This is a genomic window from Erysipelothrix enhydrae, from assembly GCF_035066605.1.
Lineage (GTDB): Bacteria > Bacillota_I > Bacilli_A > Erysipelotrichales > Erysipelotrichaceae > Erysipelothrix > Erysipelothrix amsterdamensis.
This window is the reverse complement of record NZ_CP125807.1, coordinates 456,408-481,769: the sequence shown is the minus strand read 5'-3', so window position 1 is coordinate 481,769 and position 25,362 is coordinate 456,408. Positions and strand designations below refer to the sequence as shown.

General features: G+C 37.2%; 29 protein-coding genes and 1 other annotated feature. Of the genes, 23 read left to right on the top strand and 6 right to left on the bottom strand.

The window, feature by feature from the left end:
- Positions 1-34 precede the first annotated feature (34 nt).
- The 22 genes from rapZ (at position 35) to LLS04_RS02355 (ending at position 18,798) form a co-directional block, all read left to right on the top strand.
- Complete coding sequence (gene rapZ, locus LLS04_RS02460) at positions 35-895, top strand: RNase adapter RapZ (protein ID WP_323611731.1); 861 nt, start codon at positions 35-37, stop codon at positions 893-895.
- Positions 895-1,854 (top strand): gluconeogenesis factor YvcK family protein, encoded by a 960-nt coding sequence (locus tag LLS04_RS02455; RefSeq protein ID WP_323611730.1) that lies wholly within the window; start codon positions 895-897, stop codon positions 1,852-1,854. Before rapZ ends, LLS04_RS02455 begins: the two co-directional genes overlap by 1 nt.
- Positions 1,833-2,777 (top strand): DNA-binding protein WhiA, encoded by a 945-nt coding sequence (gene whiA / locus LLS04_RS02450; RefSeq protein ID WP_115355099.1) that lies wholly within the window; start codon positions 1,833-1,835, stop codon positions 2,775-2,777. The genes LLS04_RS02455 and whiA overlap by 22 nt, the downstream gene beginning before the upstream one ends.
- A 2-nt stretch (positions 2,778-2,779) precedes the next feature.
- Positions 2,780-3,307, top strand: coding sequence for a GNAT family N-acetyltransferase (locus tag LLS04_RS02445; protein WP_323611728.1), 528 nt, complete (start codon positions 2,780-2,782; stop codon positions 3,305-3,307).
- Positions 3,308-3,382: 75 nt separating this feature from the next.
- Positions 3,383-3,655, top strand: coding sequence for a hypothetical protein (locus LLS04_RS02440; protein WP_003774458.1), 273 nt, complete (start codon positions 3,383-3,385; stop codon positions 3,653-3,655).
- 22 nt (positions 3,656-3,677) lie between these two features.
- Positions 3,678-4,589, top strand: coding sequence for a GNAT family N-acetyltransferase (locus tag LLS04_RS02435; protein ID WP_323611727.1), 912 nt, complete (start codon positions 3,678-3,680; stop codon positions 4,587-4,589).
- Positions 4,590-4,669: 80 nt separating this feature from the next.
- Entirely contained in the window at positions 4,670-5,674 is a 1,005-nt protein-coding gene (gene gap / locus LLS04_RS02430) for a type I glyceraldehyde-3-phosphate dehydrogenase (RefSeq protein WP_323611726.1), read from the top strand.
- Between the two features lie 115 nt (positions 5,675-5,789).
- A complete protein-coding gene (gene cysS, locus LLS04_RS02425; protein WP_323611724.1) occupies positions 5,790-7,127 on the top strand; it encodes a cysteine--tRNA ligase in 1,338 nt (445 codons plus the stop codon).
- Between the two features lies 1 nt (position 7,128).
- Positions 7,129-7,503: a Mini-ribonuclease 3 gene (locus LLS04_RS02420; RefSeq protein WP_003774465.1), complete on the top strand. Its 375-nt coding sequence runs from the start codon at positions 7,129-7,131 to the stop codon at positions 7,501-7,503.
- Positions 7,503-8,213, top strand: a complete 711-nt coding sequence (gene rlmB, locus LLS04_RS02415; RefSeq protein WP_323611722.1) for a 23S rRNA (guanosine(2251)-2'-O)-methyltransferase RlmB — start codon at positions 7,503-7,505, stop codon at positions 8,211-8,213. The genes LLS04_RS02420 and rlmB overlap by 1 nt, the downstream gene beginning before the upstream one ends.
- Before the next feature lie 21 nt (positions 8,214-8,234).
- Positions 8,235-8,846, top strand: a complete 612-nt coding sequence (locus tag LLS04_RS02410) for a sigma-70 family RNA polymerase sigma factor (protein WP_323611721.1) — start codon at positions 8,235-8,237, stop codon at positions 8,844-8,846.
- A gap of 61 nt (positions 8,847-8,907) precedes the next feature.
- Complete coding sequence (gene rpmG / locus LLS04_RS02405) at positions 8,908-9,066, top strand: 50S ribosomal protein L33 (protein ID WP_016357467.1); 159 nt, start codon at positions 8,908-8,910, stop codon at positions 9,064-9,066.
- Positions 9,067-9,078: 12 nt separating this feature from the next.
- A complete protein-coding gene (gene secE / locus LLS04_RS02400; RefSeq protein WP_003774473.1) occupies positions 9,079-9,261 on the top strand; it encodes a preprotein translocase subunit SecE in 183 nt (60 codons plus the stop codon).
- A gap of 1 nt (position 9,262) precedes the next feature.
- On the top strand, positions 9,263-9,799 hold the full coding sequence (nusG, locus tag LLS04_RS02395; RefSeq protein WP_323611718.1) for a transcription termination/antitermination protein NusG: 537 nt from the start codon (positions 9,263-9,265) through the stop codon (positions 9,797-9,799).
- 123 nt (positions 9,800-9,922) lie between these two features.
- Complete coding sequence (gene mvk / locus LLS04_RS02390; RefSeq protein ID WP_323611716.1) at positions 9,923-10,870, top strand: mevalonate kinase; 948 nt, start codon at positions 9,923-9,925, stop codon at positions 10,868-10,870.
- Positions 10,863-11,813, top strand: coding sequence for a diphosphomevalonate decarboxylase (mvaD, locus tag LLS04_RS02385; protein ID WP_323611715.1), 951 nt, complete (start codon positions 10,863-10,865; stop codon positions 11,811-11,813). The genes mvk and mvaD overlap by 8 nt, the downstream gene beginning before the upstream one ends.
- Positions 11,800-12,834, top strand: coding sequence for a phosphomevalonate kinase (locus tag LLS04_RS02380; protein WP_323611714.1), 1,035 nt, complete (start codon positions 11,800-11,802; stop codon positions 12,832-12,834). The genes mvaD and LLS04_RS02380 overlap by 14 nt, the downstream gene beginning before the upstream one ends.
- A complete protein-coding gene (fni, locus tag LLS04_RS02375) occupies positions 12,835-13,830 on the top strand; it encodes a type 2 isopentenyl-diphosphate Delta-isomerase (RefSeq protein ID WP_323611713.1) in 996 nt (331 codons plus the stop codon).
- A 2-nt stretch (positions 13,831-13,832) separates the two neighbouring features.
- Positions 13,833-15,389, top strand: coding sequence for an extracellular solute-binding protein (locus tag LLS04_RS02370; RefSeq protein ID WP_323611712.1), 1,557 nt, complete (start codon positions 13,833-13,835; stop codon positions 15,387-15,389).
- A gap of 32 nt (positions 15,390-15,421) precedes the next feature.
- Positions 15,422-16,882: an LCP family protein gene (locus LLS04_RS02365; RefSeq protein ID WP_323611711.1), complete on the top strand. Its 1,461-nt coding sequence runs from the start codon at positions 15,422-15,424 to the stop codon at positions 16,880-16,882.
- Between the two features lie 48 nt (positions 16,883-16,930).
- A complete protein-coding gene (locus tag LLS04_RS02360) occupies positions 16,931-17,590 on the top strand; it encodes a uracil-DNA glycosylase (RefSeq protein WP_323611710.1) in 660 nt (219 codons plus the stop codon).
- On the top strand, positions 17,575-18,798 hold the full coding sequence (locus LLS04_RS02355; protein WP_323611709.1) for a bifunctional folylpolyglutamate synthase/dihydrofolate synthase: 1,224 nt from the start codon (positions 17,575-17,577) through the stop codon (positions 18,796-18,798). Before LLS04_RS02360 ends, LLS04_RS02355 begins: the two co-directional genes overlap by 16 nt.
- A 13-nt stretch (positions 18,799-18,811) precedes the next feature.
- On the opposite strand, the gene LLS04_RS02350 is transcribed toward LLS04_RS02355, so the two are convergent.
- The 4 genes from LLS04_RS02350 to LLS04_RS02335 form a co-directional block, all read right to left on the bottom strand.
- Entirely contained in the window at positions 18,812-19,546 is a 735-nt protein-coding gene (locus tag LLS04_RS02350; protein ID WP_323611708.1) for an amino acid ABC transporter ATP-binding protein, read from the bottom strand.
- On the bottom strand, positions 19,539-20,201 hold the full coding sequence (locus LLS04_RS02345; protein WP_013853395.1) for an amino acid ABC transporter permease: 663 nt from the start codon (positions 20,199-20,201) through the stop codon (positions 19,539-19,541). The genes LLS04_RS02350 and LLS04_RS02345 overlap by 8 nt, the downstream gene beginning before the upstream one ends.
- A 1-nt stretch (position 20,202) precedes the next feature.
- Positions 20,203-21,024, bottom strand: a complete 822-nt coding sequence (locus tag LLS04_RS02340; protein WP_003774498.1) for a transporter substrate-binding domain-containing protein — start codon at positions 21,022-21,024, stop codon at positions 20,203-20,205.
- A 139-nt stretch (positions 21,025-21,163) separates the two neighbouring features.
- Positions 21,164-21,374: a binding site (T-box leader), on the bottom strand.
- A 38-nt stretch (positions 21,375-21,412) separates the two neighbouring features.
- Positions 21,413-21,994, bottom strand: a complete 582-nt coding sequence (locus LLS04_RS02335; RefSeq protein WP_323611707.1) for an NADPH-dependent FMN reductase — start codon at positions 21,992-21,994, stop codon at positions 21,413-21,415.
- Between the two features lie 164 nt (positions 21,995-22,158).
- On the opposite strand from LLS04_RS02335, the gene LLS04_RS02330 reads away from it, so the two are divergent.
- Positions 22,159-22,851, top strand: coding sequence for a hypothetical protein (locus LLS04_RS02330; RefSeq protein ID WP_323611706.1), 693 nt, complete (start codon positions 22,159-22,161; stop codon positions 22,849-22,851).
- Between the two features lie 23 nt (positions 22,852-22,874).
- Here LLS04_RS02330 and LLS04_RS02325 read toward each other — a convergent pair whose 3' ends face one another.
- A complete protein-coding gene (locus LLS04_RS02325) occupies positions 22,875-23,804 on the bottom strand; it encodes a hypothetical protein (protein ID WP_323611705.1) in 930 nt (309 codons plus the stop codon).
- 86 nt (positions 23,805-23,890) lie between these two features.
- On the bottom strand, positions 23,891-25,315 hold the full coding sequence (locus LLS04_RS02320; RefSeq protein WP_323611704.1) for a pyridoxal phosphate-dependent decarboxylase family protein: 1,425 nt from the start codon (positions 25,313-25,315) through the stop codon (positions 23,891-23,893).
- Positions 25,316-25,362: the final 47 nt, after the last annotated feature.

The following is a 25,362-nucleotide window of genomic DNA, read 5'->3' as shown; positions in this document are numbered from 1 at the left end:
AGATTTTTGTTATAATTGGGGTAAGAGGTGGAACATGGAAAAACAAAAAGTAGTTTTAGTAACAGGTCTATCAGGTGCAGGTAAAACAAGTGCCATGGCCGTTTTAGAAGACATGGGGTATCATTGTATCGATCGTTTTCCTGTATTTACGATCGAGGATCTTGTAAGAGATATCGAGGCGATGAAAGATGGAACATACAGTAATTTAGCGTTAAGTGTGAATGCAGCGGATTTTGATATTTTCTACCGTACATTTAAAAACTCAGAATGCGAATTAATTGTTCTATTTTTAGATGCGAGCAAAGAGCAGCTTCTGCTGCGTTACAAATATAATCGACGTAACCATCCATTAATTGTTGCGAATTTAGCAAATGGACTTGAAGAAGCAATTGATGCGGAAATTGAACAATTTTCAAACATCAAATCACGTGCATCAATTATTATCGACACAACATTTTTAACACAACAAAACCTAACATCAAGAATTAAGCGATTCTTTAAAATTGAAGGAAACCAATCCTTGTCGCTGAGTTTCATATCCTTTGGTTACCGTAAAGGGCTTCCGATGGATGCAGATCTTGTTTTTGATGTGCGATTCTTAAACAACCCATATTGGGAAGAGTCTTTACGATCGATGACGGGTAACGATGAGCCCGTATTTGATTACGTCATTAACGATGAAAAAACACAAGAGTTCTTGAAATATCTAACCCAATTTTTGGATTATGCTTTTGAACGTTATATCGAAGAATCGAAACATTTATTAACGGTTGCGATTGGATGTACCGGAGGTCAACATCGATCCGTTTCGATCGTTAATTGGCTCTATGAAAATTACGATAAGCAATACAATACACTTAAAGATCACCGAGATATGCCTGAGGACAAAGAGTAATGAAGGTCGCAGTAGTTGGTGGCGGTAAAGGGCAGTCAGCACTCTTACGAGGGCTAAAACATATTGAATCGATTGAATTAAGTGCAATCGTTACAGTTGCAGATGATGGTGGAAGCACGGGGCGATTAAGAGAAGATTTTAATGTGCCTGCGATGGGTGATATACGAAATGTGATGCTTGCCTTAGCTGAGTCCGAAAACTTACTTTCTCAAATCATGAACTACCGTTTCAGTAAAGATTCGCGTTCGACACTTGCAGGTCACAATCTTGGAAACTTAATCCTAACAGCACTTACAGATACAACTGGAGATTTTATGGACGCCGTCGCATCCGTATCTAAAGTCTTAAATGTTATGGGAGATATCATTCCTTCATCCGAAGAAACAATCACGTTATGCGCACGTATGGAAGATGGGACGATTGTACGTGGAGAATCCAACATTCCTAAATATGCAAACTCAATCGATTGCGTCTACTATGATGAACCGGTACATGCAACGGATAAAGCGATTAAAGCGATTTTAGAAGCAGATGTCATTTTGCTTGGGGTCGGGTCTTTGTATACATCAATACTACCCAATATCATTATTCCCGAGATTAAAGAAGCGCTTCAAAAAAGCACAGGGAAAATAATATATTACTGCAATGCGATGAGTCAACCGGGTGAAACAGATGGTTATAGTGGTGAAGATCACGTTAATGCGATTGTAAAACATATCGAAAAACCGATCGATCTTGTTGTTCGTTCTGTTGATGAAATCCCTGTGGATGTGATTCAAAACTATGAAAACGAAGATTCCCATCCAATATACTTTAGAAGTATGGTACACACCTATGCAGTTGTAGACCAAAACTTATTAAGTTTTGATAATGGGAAAATCCGTCATGATCACGATCGTGTTCGCGAAGGATTTTATGAAATTTTGGAGGTGATTGGATGTCCTTTAGCAGTGAAGTAAAACATGAAATATCAACAAACATCTATCACGAGTGCTGTGAGCGTGCTTTTTTGTCGGCTTTCTTACAAATTAATTCAAACCTAATTATCGCAAACAAACGGATGCAGATTCAAATAGAGATTGAAAATGCAGCCATCGCGAAACGATTGTTTTCACTTCTAAAAGAACGTTATCAAGTAGAAATTGACTTAACGGTTGTGAAAAAGCAAAAGTTAAAAAAGAACAATGTTTATATCTTACGGGTGATGGATCGCGGTATGGAAATCTTAGAAGACCTTGGAATTTATTCATCTAAAGGAATGCGAAATACCCCATACAGTGTAATTACACTTAAAGAATGTTGTGCACGTGCTTATCTTGCGGGAGCGTTTCTTGCTAGTGGAAGCATTAACGCTCCCACAACAGCGAATTATCATATGGAAATAACCTGTGAAGGTGAGGAACTTGCCCTCTACTTACAAAAACTCTTAAATCGTTTTGATATCTCCGCTAAAATTACCTCAAGACGCAATCGCCAAGTTGTTTATGTTAAAGCTGCAGACCAAATTGCGGACTTCTTAAAAATTACCGGAGCACATGTGAATACACTTGAATTTGAAGATATAAGAATTCAACGTGATTTTAAGAATTCATTAACCCGCCTTGATAATTGTGAGGTTGCGAATGAAGTTAAAACCATTAAAGCGGGAAGTCAGCAATTAGACGCTATCTATAAACTAATCGAACACAATCGTTATAATCAACTGGAGGATCGTTTAATTCAGGTGGGTGACTTACGAATGAATCATCCTGAAGCAAGTTTAAATGAACTTATTGAATATTATGAAGCAGAGCATAATGCAACCATCAGTAAATCAGGGCTTCAACACCGTTTTAAAAAGTTAATCGAGTTAGCCGATAAATTAGATCAAGAGGAAGCTTAATAATGCATTACGAAGGTGTAAAATTTAACTTGAGAGATGCTAGAGATTCAGATGCTGGTGAACTCTATAATATAATGTGTGACGATCGAGTTACAAAATATTATGGTATGGGTCGTTTCGAAAACATTGATGAGGCTCTCAACGAAATCCATCGATTCAAAGAATCAGAGACTAGTATGGATGGCTTTCGTTGGGTTATTTCCGATGAAATGGATCGTTATATTGGCGATGTAGGATGTTATAATTATGATCTTGATTTTAACTGTATTGAAGTAAGCTTTAAATTAAAATACGAATATTGGAATCAAGGGATTCTGTCCGAAGCATTACAATACGCAATCGATTATGCGTTCAATTTCAAATACTACAATCGTCTCCAAGTTAAAGTTTGTCCTGAAAATAAAGGATGTATTCGGCTTTTAGATAAGACAGGCTTTAAATACGAAGGAACTTTACGTCAAGCGGAGTATGAAGCGGGACAGTACATCGATATTTGCGTCTATTCTCTCCTTCAAACAGACATTATGTGATGATTGGTGAAGCACGCTAAAAATGCTTTAGACATTTTTTTTTCGTGTTATAATTATTAAAAGGCGGTATTTATTATGGGTTCAATTATTTCATTTTTAGTTTTATTTTTAATAACAATGATTATTATCAGAATTTTACCTCAACTGGTGGGTATTGTTGTAATAATATGGGTAATTAGTACTATTGTACGCGTTATTCAAGAAGTGCGTCGTCCTCGCGGAGGTACTCGAGATTTTTACGGAAACCAGAGTACACATTCAGATCAAACGTATTCGGATAATCATAGCGGCGATGTCATTGATGTTGAATATACAACACGTGATGTAACTGATAAAGAAAATAAGTAATGATTAAGGAAGGGGATGCTTCATGATTTCAAAAGCAGTCAGCACAGATAAAAAAGAATTACATATATTGTGGAAAGATGCGTTTCCAAACATTAATCGTGGTTCTGTCGATGCTTATTTTAATAATTTTTATCACGAGAATCAGTGTTACTTGGCTAAAAACAGTCATGATGAAATTTTAGCTGCAATTCAAGTTCACGATAAGGTTTTGTCGTTACATGATAAAAATATTAAAACATCCTATCTCGTGGGAAGTTTTATGCGTCCAAATGTTTTGTTGGATACGATGTCCTCACTTATTGAAACGATATTGGACGAGGTATCGAAGACAGACATTATTACTCTATGTCATACAGATCATCCAGAATGGTTTGAACCATTTGGTTTTGAAACAGTTGTGGAAAACTATATCTATACAATTCCAGCTGTTTCACTTCCTTCTTTAGGAATGGAAGGCATCGTACGTGACCCTAGTCCAGAAAGTCTGTTAGAAGTGTATCGTCGTTTCACAAGTCACTTCACCGGAAATTTTGTTCGCGATGAAAATTATTTTGGAAAACTAAAGAAAACAATGAGAGAACAGAACGGTCAAATTATTGGTCTTCAAGAAAATGGGGAATTGATTGCTTATGCAATCGTCACAAATGGCCCGCATTCAGTTGAAGTATTGGAATGTTGCTACGATAAGAGCGGCTCGTTGGTAAGGCTTCTTGCCTTTGTTTCGCGCTCTGTACAAGATGTACGTCTTCACGCTACAGTCTCAGAGCGCTTAGACAAAATATTTACAGAAGCACAACGCGTGAAGGCACCATTTCTCATAGCGCGTGTAAACGATAAGGAATTATTTGAACGTTTGTATCATATAAAAATTATCAGTGCGTATTCGGCGTTCCATGCCTTTGGGAAGCCACTGTTTAATAGGGATTTTTTATAGATTGTTAGTTGGCTCACAATTGACAATTGGTTGAGATGGTATATAATAAGAATGTCAATTATAAGGAGGATATAGACACTATGACAGTTAAAGTAGCAATTAACGGTTTCGGCCGTATTGGTCGTTTAGCAACACGTTTATTAACAGGTTCAAAAGACATGGAAATCGTGGCAATCAACGACTTAACAGATGCAGCAACATTAGCTCATTTATTAAAATATGATTCAGCACAAGGACGTTTCGAACATGATATCGAAGTTAAAGACGGAGCTTTCGTAATCGACGGACACGAAATCAAAGTTTTAAGCGAACGCGATCCTAAAAACTTACCTTGGAAAGAATTAGGTGTTGACGTAGTTATCGAATGTACAGGTTTCTTCACAACTGAAGAAAAAGCTGGCATGCACTTAGAAGCAGGAGCTCGTAAAGTTATTATTTCAGCTCCAGCAACAGGCGACATCAAAACAGTTGTTTATAACACAAACCATGAAATCCTTGACGGTAGCGAAACAGTTATCTCAGGTGCTTCATGTACAACAAACTGCTTAGCTCCAATGGCTGCAGTATTAAATGACAAGTATGGTATTATTTCAGGAACAATGACAACAATCCATGCTTACACAAATGACCAAAATACATTAGATGGTCCTCATGCTAAAGGTGACTTACGTCGTGGACGTGCAGCTGCACAAAGCATTATCCCTAACTCAACAGGAGCAGCTAAAGCAATCGGTTTAGTAATCCCTGAGTTACAAGGTAAATTAGATGGTGGAGCACACCGTGTTCCTGTAATCACTGGTTCAATCACTGAATTAGTAGCAGTAGTTGAAAAAGCAACATCAGTTGAAGAAGTAAACGCAGCTATGAAAGCAGCAGCAGACGAATCATTCGGTTACACTGAAGAACAACTTGTTTCTACAGACATCATTGGTATGAGCTACGGTTCATTATTTGACGCAACACAAACAAAAGTTTCATCAATCGGTGGTGTTAACTTAGTTAAAGTTGCTTCATGGTATGACAACGAAGCATCATATACAAACCAATTAGTACGTACAGCACATTACGTTGCTTCAAAATTCTAATTGATTCAATTATGATCAAAAAAGCTATCCATTTGGGTAGCTTTTTTTTATGTTTGAAGTGTGCATAAATAAAGGCTATTTATGATATACTTATTGCAAAGGTTTGGAGGCTATTATGAAGTTATATAATTCAAAATCAAATTCCCTTGAAGAGTTTAAACCCATCGAGGAAGGTAAGGTATCCATGTATGTATGTGGTCCAACCGTTTATAACTACGCACATATTGGAAACGCACGTCCCATTGTTGTCTTTGACTTGTTGCGACGCGTTTTGGAGACATTAGGATACGATGTAAAACTTGTATCAAACTATACTGATGTTGACGATAAAATTATTAAAAAAGCATCAGAGGAAGGTGTTGATGAATCGGTTATTTCAAATCGATACATCGAAGCGTACGAAAAAGTTCGAAAAGGACTTCATGCCGATCATGTACAAGCAACTCCAAAAGTAACGAATACAATGCCAGAGATTATTTCATTTATCCAAGACTTAATCGATCATGATTATGCGTATGCGTCCAATGGTGACGTCTATTTTCGTGTGTCTAAGGCAGAAGAATATGGGGCCATTTCTTCACAAAACATTGATGAATTAATGGTTGGTGCTCGCATCGAAGAAAATAGTAATAAAGAAAACCCACTAGATTTTGTATTGTGGAAAGATACAAATGATAACGGAATTAAATGGGATGCGCCATGGGGAAAAGGAAGACCTGGATGGCATACTGAATGTGTTGTTATGATTAATAGCGAGTTCAAACAAGAGATTATTGATATTCATGGTGGTGGACAAGATTTAAAGTTCCCTCATCACGAAAATGAATCGGCGCAATGTAGAGCACTTCATAATCATGATCTTGCGAATTATTGGGTTCATAATGCGATGCTTAACATTGATGGGGAGAAAATGAGTAAGTCCATAGGTAATGTTATGTGGGCTCAAGAGTTTATTGATAAACTGGGTGAAAATGCTACACGATGGTTACTCATGTCGACACATTACCGTCTCACTTTAAATATCACCGAAGACCTTGTGGAACAAACTCATAAAGAATTAGACCGCATTTTCCAAGGTTTAAACAAAGCTTATATTGAACTTGAAAAGTTAGAATTTCAAATTGACACAAATTATGACGAATTAAGATTTAATCAATTTATGGATGCAATGTCTGATGACTTAAATGTAGCCAATGCGAATGTTGTGCTATTTGATACTGTTAAACAATTAAATGCAGTAGTTCGTCAAAGAGAAATCAATGCGAGTGATGTCTCAAAATATATTGTTACGGTTGAGAAGATGTTGGATGTGTTGGGCATTTCTTATACAAGAATTGTCCTTGACGAAGCAGCACGACTCTTATTTAAACAATGGAATGAAGCAAAAGCACGCAAGGACTTTGATGATGCGGATCGCTATCGCGGTGAACTGATAGAACGAGGATTATTATAATATGATGCATTCTGGAAATGTATTGGCTTTTGTTGGAGATGCAGTTTTGTCCCTTCAAGTAAGACAATATTTAGTTGAGCAGGGAATTACGAAAACAAAGCAATTACAAGAAACTTCAGTTAAATTCGTGAGTGCGATGGCACAAGCAGATTATATGAAAACATTATTAGACCGTAATGCGCTGACTGAAGAAGAAATGGGTATCTACAAACGAGGACGAAATGCTAAGAGTGCATCGATGGCTAAAAATGCGGACGTTATGTCATATCGAATTGCGACAGGATTTGAAGCGTTGTGGGGTTATCTCCATATGGAAGGCCATCAAGAACGTTTGGATGAACTTTGGAAAGAATATATAGAAACGGTGGAAATATAATGTCGAATTACATTTTTGGGAAAAATACGGTCACTGCATATTTAAAAAGTGGGCAGAAACCAAAGAATTTATATTTGTTCAATAAAGGAAATTACCAAGAAATTGTTGCGCTTGCGAAAGAACAAGGAATTCGTGCACAGTTTGTGGATAAATTTCGACTGGACAAAATGGCTGATGGTGTGCACCAAGGTGTCGTAATTGAAATTCAAGACTACAAATACCACTCACTTCAAGAAATTATTCAAGGTGCAAAGAACAATCTTATTGTCTTGTGTGACCAACTTGAAGATCCTCACAATTTAGGTGCGATTTTAAGAACGTGTGATGCATGTGGAGTCGATGGCGTGGTAGTTGGAAAACATCGAAGTGTTGGACTAACATCAACGGTTGCGAAAGTTTCTACAGGTGCGATTAATTCTGTAAAAGTAGCTGAAGCTACGAATATGGTTAAAGCAATTGCTGAACTTAAAGAAGCCGGTTATTGGGTAGTGGCTGCAGAGAATGCAGTTGAAGCAGTTGATTATACTGAATTTAATGTTGATATGCCACTTGTATTAGTTGTGGGTTCCGAGGGTAAAGGAATTTCACGATTGGTAAAAAAAGAGTGTGATATATTAACCACAATCCCAATGCAAGGAAGCGTTAATTCATTAAACGTATCCGTCGCAACGGGTGTATTGCTCTTTGATATTGTACGTCGCCGAAAATAATGCAGTGATGGGGGGATTTGCATGATAAGCGATTTTGAGTATCTTTATATGATTCAACAGAATAGTGAAGATGCATTGGATATAGTTATGGGGAAGTTCAAGCGCTTGCTTTGGAAAAGAGCATATGAACTTTATACTCAACAAAAGCCTATCGGAATTAGTATCGAAGATTTATTTCAAGAAGGATTTCTAGGGTTTTATGATGCAATATATACCTTTAAAGAAATAAAAGATGTAGGATTTGCATATTATGTAAACCTCTGTGTAATTTCGACGATGCGTACAGCATTACGAAAATGTCGATCACAATCATACAAACTTTTAGACAGTAAGTGGTCTTTAGATCTGTTTGTTACAGAAGATAAATCGGTATATCTTGCCGATATGATTGAGTCACAAGATATCACAAGCGATCCGGTTGTGGTTGCTCATTATCATGATGCGCGAAAAATAGAACGGAAAGTACTTGAAACTATTTCAGAAAAAGAACGAATGATTTATACAATGCGTGAAGAAGGTTTTGGATATCGTGAGATCGCGCATCGATTTAATATTTCACCGAAAAATGTGGATAATATCATTCAAAAAGTGAGGCGTCGTCTCGTTGCAATGCGGGATGTTTCCCACATGTGAGTTCATTGACACCCCACTGTGATTGTGATAAAGTTAGGTAGCACGAAAGTGGGGTTTTTTAATGACAAATAAAAGAGAAAAAGTAATCTTGGTATGTACTGACTGCCTTTCACGTAACTACTCTACTTTTCGAAATCATTCAAGTGTTACGGAACGACTTGAGATAAAAAAATTTTGTAAACGATGTGGAAGACACACATTACATAGAGAGACAAAATAGGAGGTAAATGCTATGGCTTGGTTTAGTTTTGCTGGAATTAAAGAAGAAATCCATAAAATCAAATGGCCTACTCGTAAGGAAATGACACGAAACACAACAATTGTTTTATGTTTTGTTCTGTTTTTTGTAGCTTACTTTTTACTAACAGAAGTTGTGTTAGTAGCAGCATTGAAATTGATTGGAATTGGTGGATAAAATGGAAGAAAAAAAATGGTATGTTGTTAACACCTATTCAGGACATGAAAACCGTGTTAAAGAAAACTTAGAACGACGCGTAGAATCAATGGGTATCGAAGATGCTTTATTTAGAATTCTTGTAGCTGAAGAAAAAGAAATTGAATATAAGAATGGTAAAAAAGTTGAAAAACTTCGTAACTTATTCCCTGGATATTTATTCGTAGAAATGATTATGACGGATGAAGCGTGGTATATTGTTCGTAATACTCCAGGTGTTACAGGATTTATCGGTTCATCAGGTGGTGGTGCGAAACCATTCCCAGTTTCAGATGAAGAGATTGAATCAATCCTAAGACGCATGGGTATGAGCGATCAAAAACTTATCGTTAATTTCAAAGTAGGCGATACAGTACGCATTCTTTCAGGTCCATTCGCTGGTATTGAAGGAACTGTTGATAGTATGAATAATGATTCTCAAACAGCAATGATTCTTACGATTTTATTTGGTCGTGAGACTCCGACTGAGATTTCATATACAGATATTGAAGCATTATAATAATTCTAAAGCGGGCTTAGCTCGCTTTTTTTTGTCCACAATTATATGAATTAATGTGAATTGGAAAATCTTAAGAATTATGATGTATAATATAGATGCTATTTATGTTTGGAAGGTGTTTATATGAGTCTATATGGAATTGGGTCTGCGACTGGAAAAATTATTTTAATGGGTGAACACTCAGTGGTTTATGGTAAGCCAGCGATTGCATTGCCTTTTGCTTCCGCGCGTATTGAGACAAGAGTGGATTTCCATCAAAATGAAACCACAATTGACTGTCTTTATTACCAAGGTGCTTTATCAAGTTCACCTTCAGTGATTGCAGGCATTAAAGAATTGATTACAATAACCTTAAAATTTATAAATAAAAAGAATTATGGTCTTCATATTTCAATTACATCAACATTACCACCGCAACGAGGATTGGGCTCGAGTGCCGCTGTCTCAGTATCTGTTGTTCGTGGTCTTTTTGATGCATTTAAAATTCACTTATCCGACGAAAACTTAAATTATTTGGTATCTGTTGCCGAACGGATCCATCACAGCAATCCGAGCGGTTTGGATGCGAACACCATTGCGATGGGAAAACCTGTGTTTTTTGAACGCGGTAAACGGGGTGAGGTTATCGAAGTTGATATGGATGCAATTCTTGTGGTTGCTGATACCGGTGATTCTGGGCAAACACGTCTTGCGGTATCGGAAGTGAATGCAATGCTAAAGGATAATCCTGATTATGTTGAATCGCTTATGAATAAGTTAGCGGATTTAACGAATGAAACACGTGTTCACCTTCAAACAAGAAATGTTGGTGAGGTTGGAAATTGTATGAACCTTGCTCATGAAGTTTTAAGAACAATCCGCGTAAGTAATGAAAAATTAGACCACTTGACAGCCGTTGCCTTACAAGAAGGTGCATTAGGCGCTAAATTAACGGGTTCTGGAAAAGGTGGTTGTATTATTGCTTTGTGCGCAAATGAATCGGATTCAGTTCATGTATCTCAAAAATTAAAAGAAGCGGGTGCGGTAGATACTTGGTCTTATAATCTAAATGGAAAACAAATTCATGAATAAAACAGTTCGTGCTCATACTAATATTGCCTTAATTAAATATTGGGGCAAGAAAGATAATGAATTAAAAATACCGCACAATTCAAGTCTTTCGTTGACTTTAGATCAATTTTATACAGAAACAAGGGTAGATTATGATTCAGCGCTTACTGAGGATGTATTTATCCTGGATGGCGTTTTAGTAGAAGGCAAGGAAAAAGATCGTGTTGTTTGGTATATGAACGCTTTACGTGAGCGTTATGATATACATTCTTTTGCGCGAATTCATTCGACGAATGCTGTTCCGAAGGCTGCTGGTCTTGCTTCTTCCGCGTCCGCATTTGCTGCGCTTGCGAAAGCGGCGACTTTGCATCTTAATTTGTCGGATGAAGAAGTTTCGCGTTGTGCAAGATTGGGTTCTGGCAGTGCCTCCCGTTCAATTTATGGTGGTTTTGTTAAGTGGAATCGAGGTACTGAGGATCTTGATAGTTTCGCTCAACCCATAGTGATGAATCCTTGGCCTGAGTTTCGAATGATTGTCTGTATCCTTAACGATCAGGAGAAACCATTTTTAAGCAGTCAAGCGATGAACACGACGGTTGAGTCATCTGTTTATTACCCTGCCTGGGTTGAACAGACTGAAAAAGATATTGTTTTACTTGAACAGGCATTAAAAGACCATGATATTTGGACTGTGGGAGCAATTGCTCAAGGGAATGCGCTTCGGATGCATGCATCTTTGATGGCTGTAAATATGTGGTATTTTGAACCTCAAACAGTCGAAATTATGAATAAAGTTCGTACCTTACAAAAATCAATACCTGCTTTCTTCACAATGGATGCGGGTCCAAATGTAAAGATAATGACGACCATAGACCATGTTGATGCAATTCTTAATGAGTTAGAAGGTATAAACACAGTGGTATGTGCACCGGGAGTGGGGGTTTCAGTTCATGATTCACTCTAAATTTCCTGGGAAACTGTTTCTTATGGGTGAGTATGCAATTATGGAACCTGGACAAAAAGCAGTTATTGCGGCTATTGACCGGTTTCTAAATGTATATATCGAACCTTCAGAGCAGTTTGAGGTGAACAGTCGCTATGGTAATCTTCAAGGAACTGAAATTTTTATGCAGAATGATAATTTAGTTCATGTGAAAGCGGCGATTGAGATATCAAGACGCTATTTAAAATTTAAAAAAACGTCGATGATTTCCTTTAAAATGAAAATTGAAAGTGAACTCGATGCGGATAATCAACGGAAGTATGGATTTGGTTCCAGTGGTGTCGTGATTGTGGCAGTTATTGATGCAATCTTAAAACTTCACGATGTTGAGTTAGATTCTTTAGAACTCTTTAAACTTTCGGTAATGGCTCAAGTTATTGTGGGTGAAATGAGTTCTGGTGGTGATTTAGCCTCGACTTGTTTTGGAGGCGTTGTTACTTATGAACGTTATGATGAGTCATGGTTGATCGTTGAGGATATGTGTAACATGAATCTTGTACATACCGTATGGCCAGGCTTGGTGATTGAACCGCTCGCACCGAATTCCGCGAACCTTTTGGTTGGATGGACCGGAATGGTTAATCAAACGGCTCCATTTGTGGATTCAGTACGAGAGTTAAGCAGTATATATCCCGCGTATTATGAGTCCTTTCTAAAAGAAGCGAATCGCTCCGTCGATTTATTTATAATGGCTTGGAATAGGGATGATTTGGGATTGCTTTCTCAAGCGGTTAATAACTATAGAATGCTGATGCTTGAATTAGGAAATCGTGCGGATATCAATATTGAAACGCATGATCTAACAACGCTTATCGAATCAGCGCTAAATCTTGGCTTTCCTGCGAAGATATCGGGTTCAGGTGGTGGTGATTGTGGATTCGCATTGATATCTGAAAACTTTAATGAAAAAGCCAACACTTTGGTACATGAATGGGAAAAACATGGTATTCTATATCTAGATGTAGGAGTGTATGAAACGTAAATGAGATCAAAAAGAAAAGACGAACATGTAACACTTGCCTTAAAGCAAAATGTGTATCAATCTGATTTTGATACCGTACGGATTATTCACCAAAGTTTACCGAATATAAATCTGAGCGACGTGGATGCGTCCATTCAGTTTTTAGGTCAAACGATGAAGTATCCAATCTATATTAATGCAATGACAGGTGGCAGTGAAAAAACTGAAATTTTAAATCGAAAACTAGCGAGAATTGCTCGTATTTTTGGATTGCCGATGGCAGTTGGATCGCAGCATGCAGCACTTGATGATCCAAGGTTGGAGTCGTCATACCGAGTTGTCCGCGATGAAAACCCTTCGGGTTTTATTATTGGTAATGTGGGTGCGAATGCTACGGTTGAGGATGCAAAACGCGCAATCAAAATGATTGATGCGAATGCATTAGGGATTCACATTAATGTTGCACAAGAGATAGCTATGGATGAAGGGGATCGCGATTTTTCACATTGGATCGAGAACATTACCAAAATTGTGGCATCGGTAGATGTTCCTGTTATTGTTAAAGAAGTAGGATTTGGTATGAGTGATAAGACTGTTGCGCAGCTTTATGCTTGTGGTGTACGCCATGTTGATGTAAGTGGTCGAGGTGGTACCAATTTTGTTTGGATTGAAAATGAACGATCACAAGGTAAACGCTATAATTATTTATCAGATTGGGGTATTACAACCGTAGAGTCGCTTATAATGACGAAGTCGTACCAAAAAAAGTGTAATATTTTCGCATCTGGTGGTGTTCAAAACCCACTTGATGCCATGAAGTGTTTAATTCTAGGCGCACAAGCCGTAGGAATTTCAGGATATTTCCTGAAGGTAGCTCATTTAGAATCAGATGCAATGCTTGAAGAAGTCTCCATGTTTCTGGAAGACTTCAAAAAGTTGATGGTTTTAGTAGGTGCCAAAACGATAAAAGAATTACCAAATGTTGAATATACAATTCATGGGAAGGAGGTGCAGTAAGGATGAGTCAAGAACATCAAGAAGTAAACGTTGAGGAAAATGCAAACGACAAGAAAGAAAAACAACGATTGGTTAAAAATCCTAAAGAGAATAAGAGTGTTATTATTGGCGTTGTCGCAGTCTTGTTACTTGCAGTTTTTTCAACCTCATTCTTTTTCTTAAACAGTCGTTGTACTGTTGATGGGAAAACGGTGTGTTACGATAAAGATAACGAGTATTTCAGTATTGAAGAAAATGCATCACTCACCGTACAAGTTGAAAATAAAGAGCTTGGGGAATACCTAGTTTCCACATGGGATGAAACGCATCCGCAACATAAAGATGCGATTAGTTATGTTGTCCAAGAACCATTAAGTATTGATCAAATGGCTAAAGGCCTCCCTTACGATGTAATGGTAACCTCGCAGAAAAATGCTGTTTACTTTTTAGATCAATTGGTTAATCTAGGCAATGGCCTTGATACGGTCGTTGGAAGTAGAATTCCAGTCCAACTTCAAGATTCAATAAATCTCAAAGGATACTATTTTGTTCAAAATAGTATTGAGGGGGGCCTCTTTGTTTATAATAAAACACTTTTAGAAGAAGCGGGATTTGATTTAAAAGATTCAGATGATTCTGGATTACCGGATGTTTTTGAAACATGGGATCAAATTTATAAAGCTTCCGATAAAATTCTTAAAAAGACCGATATGGTATTTCCATTGTCCTTTAAAGACCAAGAATCCTTTTATCCTTTCTTAACCAGTGGTCGATGGACGTTGAATTTCACGAAAAAAGGATCGGACCCAGGCTTTGAAACCCAAGAATTTAGAGATGGGCTCGTCTTTATTGAAGCGATGAGTACCCACAAAATGGATAAAACATTACCAAAAGATGTGAAGGCAGAAGACCTTCCATGGCAATTGGATGCAGCGTTTTACGAACGACGCTCAGCCTTTAGCTTTATTACTGATTTTGAAATGGCCGATAAATACGAGATGAGTACTAAGGACGAATATGTGTATGCACCTTATCCAGAGTATATGAAGCACCGGATGTCTCCGATGGGTGAGGTTGATGGTTATATCGCACGTAAAGAAACCAAATACCCATCTGCTGCCGCAGAAGTAATTCGTATCTTGCGTAGCGGAGAAGGGGTATCAACTTACAAGAGTTCTGTGGGTAAAACGCCGATTTATCATCGTATTCACCTTGATGAGCTTACAATTACCGATAAGAAACTCATTGAAAAAATGAGAGCGTATAATTTCCATGATACGCCACCAGTGATGGCATTGGATAATAACCCAACCAAACTAGCACGTAGTCTTTATAAAGAAGTTGATTTCATGCCGATATTAAGAGATCTTTATGATCATAAACTAACGGTTGATGAAGCTCAGTCCGAAATTGTTTCACTTGCAAATAAATGGATTGAAGAGAATGATTTAACTGAAGATGAGAAAAAAGCATTAGAAGCCAAAAAAGCTGAAGATGAGAAAAAGGCACTTGAAGCAAAAAAAGAAGAAGAATCAAAGAATGATGCTTCTTCAGAAAAAGAAGAAAAGAAAGACAATTAATTGATAATCACAAATTTGTGATGGAGGTTAGCATGGCTAAAAACAATCGAAAAGAGTTTATATTATTCAGAGACAAAGTAATCGTTTTAATCTTTTTACTTTGTTCACTCGTTACTTTGTATGCAATCTACAAGTTTAATGCAATTCCTACAAAGTATCTAATGATTATAGTAGGGGTTATCCTACTTCTATTCCTTATTGGAGCGCTCATAACCATGCTCACCAAACCCGGTAAGTTAAAAAATTTCGGTAAGGTGTATAGCTTAATTTTAAGTTTACTCTTATTACTTGGAACACGTTATTTAGTTACTGGAAACAGTTTCTTAGGGAAATTAACCGGTGCAAATAAAGATACACACGTTATTTCTGTAGTGGTCATGAAAGATTCAAAATATAAAAGTATTGAAGACGTTAAGGAATTACCAATTGGTGCCAACACACGTCTTGATTCTAAAAACATTACTAAAGGGAAAAAGTTAATTGATGAAAAGTATAAATCAGATATTAACATCGTAGATTACGAAGATTATACAGAACTCGCAAATGATTTATATGATGGCACTCAAGAAGTAATCTTGTTGAGTGAAGCGCATCGAGGCTTTATTCAAGATGAGGTCAAAGATTTTGATGAAAAGACACGTATTATCGGTACGGTCGCTTATGAAGAAGAAGTTGATTTTAAAAATAAGAATGCTGATGTTATGAAGGATACCTTCAGTATGTTTGTGACAGGAATTGATACCTATGGTCCCGTATCATCAGTATCACGATCCGATGTTAATATGATTATGACGGTCGATCCAAAAAACAAACAAATTTTACTCACAAGTATTCCTCGTGATTATCACGTTGAACTGGCATCATTTGGTGCTTATGACAAATTAACCCATGCTGGAATTTATGGTGTTGGGGAATCAATGGCAACACTTGAAAATCTCTTTGATATCGATATTGACTATTTTGTTAAGGTTAACTTTAGTTCAGTAGAAACAATTATCGATGCATTGGGTGGGGTTGAGGTTTATTCACGATACGCATTCCAATCGTTTGCAGGTGTCTACTTTGATGAAGGCATTAACCATGTTGATGGTCGTAATGGTCTCATCTTTGCACGTGAACGTTACAATCTTCCAAACGGAGATAATGACCGTGTAAAAAACCAACAAGCACTTATTACAGGTATTCTTAAGAAAGCAATGTCACCTGCAATTATTACGAACTATACTTCGATTCTAAATTCAGTATCCGACTCATTCCAAATGAGTATGGAAGAGAGTGACTTTAAGAAATTAATAAAACAACAAATTAATGATATGTCAGATTGGGATATTCAATCTTATGCAGTAACAGGAACTGGAAGTTCAAGTACAACGACTTATTCAATGCCTGGTCCAGCACTTTATGTAATGGAGCCAAATTATGATACAGTCCGTCAAGCTCACGACTATATTGAGGCAATGGAACGTCATGAGGTAATTTCAGTAAGTGAATAAAAGCCAGATATCTGGCTTTTATTTTTTAGAAATGTACAGGAGGACGTTATGAACTGGGAACAATTATTTAATGAAGAAATGCAAAAAGAGTATTTTAAAATCCTTGAACGTAAGATCGAAGATGAACGAAAAGCTTTCACAATATACCCACCCAAAGATCTGGTTTATACCGCCTTTGACTACACAAAGTTTGAAGATGTGAAGGTTGTGATTTTAGGACAAGATCCATACCACCAACCCGGTCAAGCAATGGGGATGAGTTTTTCGGTCTTCAAAGATCAAAAATTACCAAAGAGTTTGGTAAACATCTACAAAGAATTGGAAGCCGATCTTGGTATTAAAAATGAACACGGAGATTTATCCGCTTGGGCAAAACAGGGCGTTTTACTTCTTAATACATTACTAACAGTCAGAGAAGGTGAACCCATGTCCCATGCGCAGCTTGGATGGGAGCAATTCACAGATCGTGTTATTTCGGAACTCGGGTGCCGTAAAGAACCGATAATTTTTGTCTTGTGGGGAAAAAAGGCACAGGCCAAAAAATCACTCGTTAAAGATCATCATCAATTTATTGAATCAAGTCACCCATCACCACTTGGAGCGTATCGTGGATTTATTGGGTCACACCCATTTTCAAAAATTAATGCCTTACTTTACGAACGAAATCAAAAAGAAATTAATTGGAGTGTTACATGTTTAGACAAATAGAACCAGCGCTTGAAGCGCTTATGAAACGTAAAAATCAAACGTATGGCATTGACTTATTTCGTCAATGCTTAGCAGATATGGGGAATCCTCAAGATTCACTTACTTGTATCCATATTGGTGGAACCAATGGAAAAGGTTCAACAACAAACTATACACGAGCTATCCTACAAGAAGCTGGGTATTCTGTAGGGACCTTCACGTCACCGCATCTTACGGTACATAATGATCGTATTCGCATCAACAATGAAAATATTAGTGATTCTGATTTATTAATGTACATTAATGTGACGGAGCCATTTTGGGATCAGTACCAATTAAGTATGTTTGAAATCGATGTTCTTATTTCAATTTTATATTTTATTGATAATGACATAGATTATGTGATTTATGAAGTTGGACTTGGGGGGCGTCTTGACGCTACCAATGCGATCCAACCTGTTATTACTGGAATCACGAATATTGGTCTTGACCACATGAATATTTTGGGTGATACCATTGAGAAGATTGCCGCAGAAAAAGCAGGTATCATTAAAACGAATGTTCCGTTTTTGACAACAGAACGTAAAGATTCATGTTTGGAGGTGTTTCGCCACTTTACTGATTTAAAACAAACAAATCTGCACCAAGTGAAGATACCCGAACCGAAACGTGAGGGGTTGGACTATTATTTTGATGTATTAGAAGAACCTTATGTAATCCATAATCAAGGTCTTTACCAAGTTGGGAATGCAAGTCTGGCTATTCATCTTGTAAAAGCATTGCCACATATTTCCATCGATACAAAGACGATTCAAAATGCAATTGCAAGTGCGTCATGGGCGGGTCGTTTTGAGCCCGTCTTGGATGGTGTTTATGTGGATGGTGCTCACAATGAGATGGGCATTGAAATGCTCGTGAGAAGTATGGAAATGCTTCCTAGACCATGGGTTGCGGTCTTTACCGCACTTAAAGATAAAGACTATACGCTTATGATTAATAAACTGGAATCCGTATTCGACGAAGTGATTATTACTCAATTCGATTTTTATCGATCGGAGCGTGCTGAAAACTTGGCACTTGGACATAATGTCACCATTATCGAAGATCAATATAAAGCGATTGATACAGGAATGAAGCATCGAAATAACGGTACTTGTGTCATTACCGGATCCTTATACTTTATTTCAGAAGCACGAGATTATCTCATAAAAAAAAGCAAGTCAATTTAAGACTTGCTTTTTTTTATAAAACTTTACTTAGAAACTCAATAGTACGAGGATGTGTCGGGTTATCAAAGATTGCTTCAGGTGTTCCCTGTTCGCAGATAACACCACCATCCATAAATAACACACGATCACTGATTTCTTTTGCGAAATTCATCTCGTGAGTCACAATAACAATTGTCATCCCACTTACCGCAAGATCTTTAATAACTTCAAGTACATCTTTAACCATTTCTGGATCTAATGCAGATGTTGGTTCATCAAAGAGCATAACTTGAGGTTGCATTGCAAGCGCACGGACAATCGCAAGACGTTGCTTTTGTCCTCCAGATAACTTACGTGGAAATTCATGTGCCTTATCCTTAAGCCCTACCTTATCAAGTAAAGATAAACCTAAAGTATTTGCTTCATCTTTAGACATCCCTTTTTCTAGAGTTGGTGCGAGGGTAATATTTTCCAAAACCGTTAAATTGGGGAAAACATTAAAATGTTGGAAAACCATGCCAATTTCTTGACGTAGCTTATCTAAATTTTTATGATCTGGCTCTAATGCTACGCCATCAAAGATAATGCTTCCTGAACATGGTGTTTCGAGTAAATTTAAACAACGTAGCAACGTTGACTTACCTGAACCCGAAGGACCAATAATAGAAACAACTTCACCCTGGGTAATTGTTTCGTTAATTCCTTGAAGCACGGATAAGTCTCCATATGTTTTATGTAAGTTTTTGATTTCAAGTAGCGGTTTAGTCATTGAGGGCCACCTTTCGTTCAAATGCGGAGATTAATTTCGATGTTGAGAAAGTCATTATAAAGTAAATAACCCCTACAATCATCAAAGACGGTAGTTTTAAGTGGGTTGCACTTGAGACAATTGATTCTGAAGTCATCAAGTTGTTTACAAAGAATACCGATGCTAAAGATGTTTCTTTTATCATTGTAATAAATTCATTTCCTAAAGCAGGTAAGATATTCTTAATCGCTTGTGGGAAAATAATCTTTTTCATCATATTAGCATTTGAAATACCAAGACTTTTTGCGGCTTCAAATTGACCTTTATCAACAGCTTGAATACCAGCACGGAAGATTTCCGCTACATAGGCACTCGAATTAATAATCAAAGCAACCATGATCCACCCTACATCCGGAACAGATGTGGAGATGTACTCAGAGCCTAAAAAATAAAATAAACTTAGTTGAAGTAGAAGTGGTGTTCCACGAATGACTTCGATATAGACATTAATAATTGTTTTTAAGGGCTTAAATTTCGACATCTTTCCCATTGCGAGAAAGGCACCAAGTAAGGTACTAATTAATACAACAACAACAGAAATGGTCAGTGTACCCCAAGCTCCCTTGAGATACACATGTCCATAGCGATTAATGAGCTTTAATATATCTTGAAACATCTTAGTCAATCGCTCCTAATTGTTCTGCAATGCTTGTAGCATCAGCAAGCCATTGTTTATACAAGTCAAGTTCTACTGCTTTCGCAATTGCTTTATTTACTTCATCCATAAGATCTTCTTGACCTTTTTCTAAGATGACTTTTGTACCGTTATCATCGATTGTTGCGAATTTAACTTTACTTACAACAAGATTTTTATTATTTAAGGTAAAACCTTCACCTGATGCACAGGATGCAGCAATCGCATCCACTTTTCCAACATTCAATTGAAGGACAGCATCATCCAATGTATTAACGAGTTGCATTGTTGCTTCTGGAAGTTCTGTCTCCACGTAAGTTTGAGGGAGTGAACCATTTTGAACGGCAACCTTCGCAGTTTTTAAATCATCAATTGTATTAAGTGTTGCTTCTTTTTCTTTCGTTACAAGAAAACCTTGGCACGTGGACTCTGTTGTATCATAAGTATTACTGAAATCAACTTGTTCTGCACGTTCTTCATTAAAGGTAAATCCCGCAATACCCATATCAAATTTTCCAAGTGATACTGCGGAGGCAATATCACCAAAGCTCATCGCTTTAATAACGAGATCTACACCAATTTCGTTCGCAATAAATTTTGCGAGTTCGATGTCTGCACCTACATATTGATCTTGACCTGTTTTTGTTGCATCGATGAATTCATAGGGTGCATAGTCAGGTGATGTTACTAAAACAATTTCACCTTTTGATTTGATTGCTTCAAGTTTCGTTACGGTTGTATCTTTCTTTCCACAACCGCTTAAAAATAATAATGTTACGCAAGCTACTATAAATGTTTTTTTCATTTTGTTTCTCTCCTTGTGATGTTCGCTCTATGTTTGGTTTGTGCTCTTTGCGAAGTCACGTCGTCGTTTGATTCCCATAAAAATTCTCCTCACTTTTATTTGAATCTAGGAACAAAAAAACGTCCCTAGATAGTGTATATCTAGAGACGTGTTAAACGCGGTACCACTCTAATTGCCATATGTTATTCATATGACCTCTCTCCTGTAACGCTAGGTTTGCGGTTTATCCTACTCTTTGTTCAGATAAACATCTCCCAAGTGCGGTTCAACATATTTCATCCATTAGGCTTCCACCGTCCCTAATTCGCTATCGATATCCAAATGTTTACTCTCTTGTTCTGCGATTTAAGTGAAATAATATCGTACTATCAAATCTTTGTCAATACTTTTATTTATCGTTATAAGGGAATTGATCTTTCTTCATCGGATGATTTTGTGCCCAAGTCCTATGTTCTACTGAACAAATGACATCATCACCTAAGTTTCGTAGGCGGTCTAAAATATTATCATTCTTTATTTTAAGGCCATCAAAATCACAATCTTCGATAAAAACATATTTCTGAACAATGCGTGCTCCCATGTAAGATAGAATGGGTTTAAGTTGCTGTTCTGCCATTAAAAAATACTTTGGCGACCCTGCAGTAACCACAATACCGGCACTCTTATCAACCAAGGCATGCATGGGTAATAAGTCGAAAATATTTTTTAGTGCGCCAGGAATCGACGTTTGATAGGTTGGTGTACCAACGATAAGTGCATCTGCTTCCATAATTGAATTAATAACGTATTGTGTGTCTGAATTATATTGGTCAACAGGACGACCGTCACTAAACTGCAGATCATAATCTCCGATATTAATAATTTCCGTGTCAATGGTGTGATTGTGTTTGGTTATCTCTTGTATAACATAGTCCAAAGCGACGCGTGTCTTACGTCCTGCTACGGAACCTGTGATTGCGATTATTTTCATGATGACACTCCGTTTCTAAAAATTGTATCGTTTTCATTATAGAGTTACAGACCGTAAAAAGAAAGGAATTCGCATGACTTTATGACAATTACATAAGTTTCGATAACAATTCAATTTCATTGTATAGAGAATGTGTTAAAATTTTGGTGATAAGGAGGTAGCATATGAAAAAACTCATCGTTCCAGCTTTAATTGCTGCGGCAGGCTATGGTCTGTATAAATATATAAATGAACCTACAACACGAAATCGATTTCTAAAACCTGTTATGGTACCGACACTTGGGCGTGATAAAGATATTTATGTAGGGGAGAAACACCTCTATTCGTTTTACATCAGTAAAGGTGATTTTACACGTATTCTTAAAGAACAAATTCGCATTAAACAAGCAGGTTTTGATTTAAACATTAATGAATCTTATACGAATATGCGTTTTGAAGAAATGATTCTACCGCGAATGGACACAAACAGTGATGATTCAATCCAAGCGGATGTGATTGCAAGTTATCGAGAAAATGGCAGTTTAAAAGTTGGCGTTATTAAAGAAATTAATATTGGTCCTGATACCGATGTGCGAGAGCGAAGAATTACACGTAAAGATTTGGAAATGTTTGCAACGCGATATCAACAAAATGATATTCCCGGAGTGATTACAGTTCGATTCCACCTTAAAGAAGCCGAAGCGTTTAAGGAATCATTAAATCTTGTGGTTCTTAAAGATAAGACCTTGTTTATTTTTGAGCCAGGTCAAGAAAATGAAGAAAGCGGTCAATTCGGTATTCATACGTGGTTTGGTTCAAGAGACCATGAAGCAACGTATACTTATGAAATGGCATATCACTTTGGTGATTTCAAATAAAAGTCCACATATGTGGACTTTTATTATGGTTTTCGAATGACTTCCGTTTGAGGAATGGTATGTTCTGTTGCGAATATAAGATTGTAGGGTATATCCTGATCAACATTAAAAATTAACGTGGCCTGATTATTTCGTGTGCTGAGATCCATTCGTTCATTATTCTTATTTAAAACAAGACGTGGAGATAAGTAGGTTGATGCATCTTCTGAAACAAGCGTAAATGCATTTCTAAAATCAATTATCGGATCATCATTCTGTAGATCAAGCGATACCGAGATGATCGCAAATTCTTGATGTTGTTCGGTGCGTTCAATGTCACCATCGGGTTTCTTATACGTTTCATTAAATTCGATGGAATCAACATTTATTGGAATAAAGCGTAGTGTTTGTCCTTGTGTATTTGGATAGACGCTCTGATTGAAAATTTTAAAGAATTGAGCATGTGGTGCTTCAAGCTCATTGTTTATATCTAAGTTTGCGTAATTTCGATATGTTTTTCGATTGATGGGCGTAAAACGATTAAACTTTAAATGAACCTTGTAGAGATCAAAACGGTGCTCTTCGATAAACGCATCGAAAGCATTATTTGGGTCTTCGAAGATTAACTGAGAATGTTCGTCGAAGCACAATGTGTACTCAGGTTTCGCATCGAGATAACCACTGGGGTCAGTGAATGTTATGGAAGGTTCTTGACATTGTGTTTTCGGCTCGATCACGCGAGGCCAATTTTCTAGATAGAAAGTTAGAATAATGAAAACACAGGATAAAAGAAGATAGACTCCCATTATCGTTATATTAAAACGATGCGGACGTGCTGCGTAGTTCGGTTGGTTAAATCGACTTGGACGTGTTCGTTTTTTAAAGCGGATTCGTTTTGATAAGAAATAAACTGGAAATCCCAATATTGTTAGGAGTACAAAGAGTGGTAATGTGTAGTTAAAAAAGAAATTCATATGTGTTCCCCCTTATACTCCTATTATAGTTGGAATGTTTCATGAATGTGTGTGAGTGTCGTAAAAGAGCAAAAAAAACACAAATCTTAATGATTTGTGTTTAAGTAGTGTGTAGCGAGCGTTTCCAGGTAATTGAGGGTTCCTTCTAAATCTTCAATCGTCGTAATGGGATTTATCGTACACATTCTTAATACCGTATGCCCTTTAAGTTCTGTTGTGAAGATGCCTGCAAATTCATCCGCAACGATTTGTTTTGCGAGATAGGTGTTTAGTGCATCGGTTTCAAGATCACTTAATGAGGGATGAACATAACGGAAGTTAATAATTGAAAATTGTGCGGGTGAAATCATTTCCCAATGATTTGATTTTATAATGCACTCTTGAACATAATCAGCAAGCGTTTGTCCGTAATCTATACGACGGGTATACTCTTCAATACCAATTGTTTGAAGGGATAACCATAGTTTTAAAGCACGTGTTGGTCGTGTGAGTTCAATACCTAAGGAACCGAAATTAGTAACACGATCACCATCGATATCTTTTAAGTACTCAGGGCTTGCGTCAAAACTATTAAGTAAATCTTGCTTGTCCTTCACAAGAATCATGGCGCAACTATAAGTTTGGAACAATAATTTATGTGCGTCCCAACTCACACTATCTGCCTTCTGAATTCCATGAAGACGGTGGACTTGGTTGGTGGATAGGAGAAATGATGCACCGTAAGCGCCATCTACATGCATCCAAAGTTTATACTTAATACACAAATCACCAATCTCATCCAGAGGATCAACGGTTCCTGTATTGGTAGTACCTGCAGTCGCAACGACACAACAAGGTACCAAACCTTGTGCTAAGTCATCTAAGATCGTCTTCTCCAAAACATCGCTTTTGATTTGAAATAGGTCATCTGTTTCAATAAAACGAAATTGACGACTGGTAAATCCAATAATTTTTAATCCTTTTTCCACAGAATGATGTGTTTGGTCTGAAAGGTAGATGACACCTAAATGACGGTTCTCTTCCGTTAATATTTTATCACGAGCAGCGATAAGTCCCGTTAAGTTTGCCATCGAACCACCGGAAACAAACAAACCACCTGCTTGGTTATCATATCCAATTTGCTTTGTAAGCCATTGAATGGTATTTTCTTCGACTGTACTTGCAGCTGAACTGTTTACCCAATTACTTGCATGAACATTGTAAGCACTGGACATTAAATCACCCAGTACGGCAAGTTTTGTTGCAGGACCCGGAATAAAACCAAAATGACGCGGGTGGGAACTTCGTAAACTATAAGGGTAAATATCAGTCATGAGTTCTGAAACAACTGATTTCACATCACGTCCTTGCTTCGGCATTTCTTGATTTTTAAGACGTTCTAAAACATCATCGGGTGCAATAGTACATACAGGGCCTGTACCTGGATTTGCTTCACCTTCATAAAATGTATTAATAAATTCAATCATCATAGCTTCAATCGTAGCATCTTCATCGAGTTCATATCGTTTCATTCATATACCTCCATTAATTTGACTTTATGTTAATGAAAATATACCAT

What these genes read in the sequence shown, in the direction of transcription:
- rapZ (WP_323611731.1), top strand. Translation starts at nt 35, where the DNA reads ATGGAAAAACAAAAAGTAGTTTTAGTAACAGGTCTATCAGGTGCAGGT.
- LLS04_RS02455 (WP_323611730.1), top strand. Translation starts at nt 895, where the DNA reads ATGAAGGTCGCAGTAGTTGGTGGCGGTAAAGGGCAGTCAGCACTCTTA.
- whiA (WP_115355099.1), top strand. Translation starts at nt 1,833, where the DNA reads ATGTCCTTTAGCAGTGAAGTAAAACATGAAATATCAACAAACATCTAT.
- LLS04_RS02445 (WP_323611728.1), top strand. Translation starts at nt 2,780, where the DNA reads ATGCATTACGAAGGTGTAAAATTTAACTTGAGAGATGCTAGAGATTCA.
- LLS04_RS02440 (WP_003774458.1), top strand. Translation starts at nt 3,383, where the DNA reads ATGGGTTCAATTATTTCATTTTTAGTTTTATTTTTAATAACAATGATT.
- LLS04_RS02435 (WP_323611727.1), top strand. Translation starts at nt 3,678, where the DNA reads ATGATTTCAAAAGCAGTCAGCACAGATAAAAAAGAATTACATATATTG.
- gap (WP_323611726.1), top strand. Translation starts at nt 4,670, where the DNA reads ATGACAGTTAAAGTAGCAATTAACGGTTTCGGCCGTATTGGTCGTTTA.
- cysS (WP_323611724.1), top strand. Translation starts at nt 5,790, where the DNA reads ATGAAGTTATATAATTCAAAATCAAATTCCCTTGAAGAGTTTAAACCC.
- LLS04_RS02420 (WP_003774465.1), top strand. Translation starts at nt 7,129, where the DNA reads ATGATGCATTCTGGAAATGTATTGGCTTTTGTTGGAGATGCAGTTTTG.
- rlmB (WP_323611722.1), top strand. Translation starts at nt 7,503, where the DNA reads ATGTCGAATTACATTTTTGGGAAAAATACGGTCACTGCATATTTAAAA.
- LLS04_RS02410 (WP_323611721.1), top strand. Translation starts at nt 8,235, where the DNA reads ATGATAAGCGATTTTGAGTATCTTTATATGATTCAACAGAATAGTGAA.
- rpmG (WP_016357467.1), top strand. Translation starts at nt 8,908, where the DNA reads ATGACAAATAAAAGAGAAAAAGTAATCTTGGTATGTACTGACTGCCTT.
- secE (WP_003774473.1), top strand. Translation starts at nt 9,079, where the DNA reads ATGGCTTGGTTTAGTTTTGCTGGAATTAAAGAAGAAATCCATAAAATC.
- nusG (WP_323611718.1), top strand. Translation starts at nt 9,263, where the DNA reads ATGGAAGAAAAAAAATGGTATGTTGTTAACACCTATTCAGGACATGAA.
- mvk (WP_323611716.1), top strand. Translation starts at nt 9,923, where the DNA reads ATGAGTCTATATGGAATTGGGTCTGCGACTGGAAAAATTATTTTAATG.
- mvaD (WP_323611715.1), top strand. Translation starts at nt 10,863, where the DNA reads ATGAATAAAACAGTTCGTGCTCATACTAATATTGCCTTAATTAAATAT.
- LLS04_RS02380 (WP_323611714.1), top strand. Translation starts at nt 11,800, where the DNA reads ATGATTCACTCTAAATTTCCTGGGAAACTGTTTCTTATGGGTGAGTAT.
- fni (WP_323611713.1), top strand. Translation starts at nt 12,835, where the DNA reads ATGAGATCAAAAAGAAAAGACGAACATGTAACACTTGCCTTAAAGCAA.
- LLS04_RS02370 (WP_323611712.1), top strand. Translation starts at nt 13,833, where the DNA reads ATGAGTCAAGAACATCAAGAAGTAAACGTTGAGGAAAATGCAAACGAC.
- LLS04_RS02365 (WP_323611711.1), top strand. Translation starts at nt 15,422, where the DNA reads ATGGCTAAAAACAATCGAAAAGAGTTTATATTATTCAGAGACAAAGTA.
- LLS04_RS02360 (WP_323611710.1), top strand. Translation starts at nt 16,931, where the DNA reads ATGAACTGGGAACAATTATTTAATGAAGAAATGCAAAAAGAGTATTTT.
- LLS04_RS02355 (WP_323611709.1), top strand. Translation starts at nt 17,575, where the DNA reads ATGTTTAGACAAATAGAACCAGCGCTTGAAGCGCTTATGAAACGTAAA.
- LLS04_RS02350 (WP_323611708.1), bottom strand. Translation starts at nt 19,546, where the DNA reads ATGACTAAACCGCTACTTGAAATCAAAAACTTACATAAAACATATGGA.
- LLS04_RS02345 (WP_013853395.1), bottom strand. Translation starts at nt 20,201, where the DNA reads ATGTTTCAAGATATATTAAAGCTCATTAATCGCTATGGACATGTGTAT.
- LLS04_RS02340 (WP_003774498.1), bottom strand. Translation starts at nt 21,024, where the DNA reads ATGAAAAAAACATTTATAGTAGCTTGCGTAACATTATTATTTTTAAGC.
- LLS04_RS02335 (WP_323611707.1), bottom strand. Translation starts at nt 21,994, where the DNA reads ATGAAAATAATCGCAATCACAGGTTCCGTAGCAGGACGTAAGACACGC.
- LLS04_RS02330 (WP_323611706.1), top strand. Translation starts at nt 22,159, where the DNA reads ATGAAAAAACTCATCGTTCCAGCTTTAATTGCTGCGGCAGGCTATGGT.
- LLS04_RS02325 (WP_323611705.1), bottom strand. Translation starts at nt 23,804, where the DNA reads ATGAATTTCTTTTTTAACTACACATTACCACTCTTTGTACTCCTAACA.
- LLS04_RS02320 (WP_323611704.1), bottom strand. Translation starts at nt 25,315, where the DNA reads ATGAAACGATATGAACTCGATGAAGATGCTACGATTGAAGCTATGATG.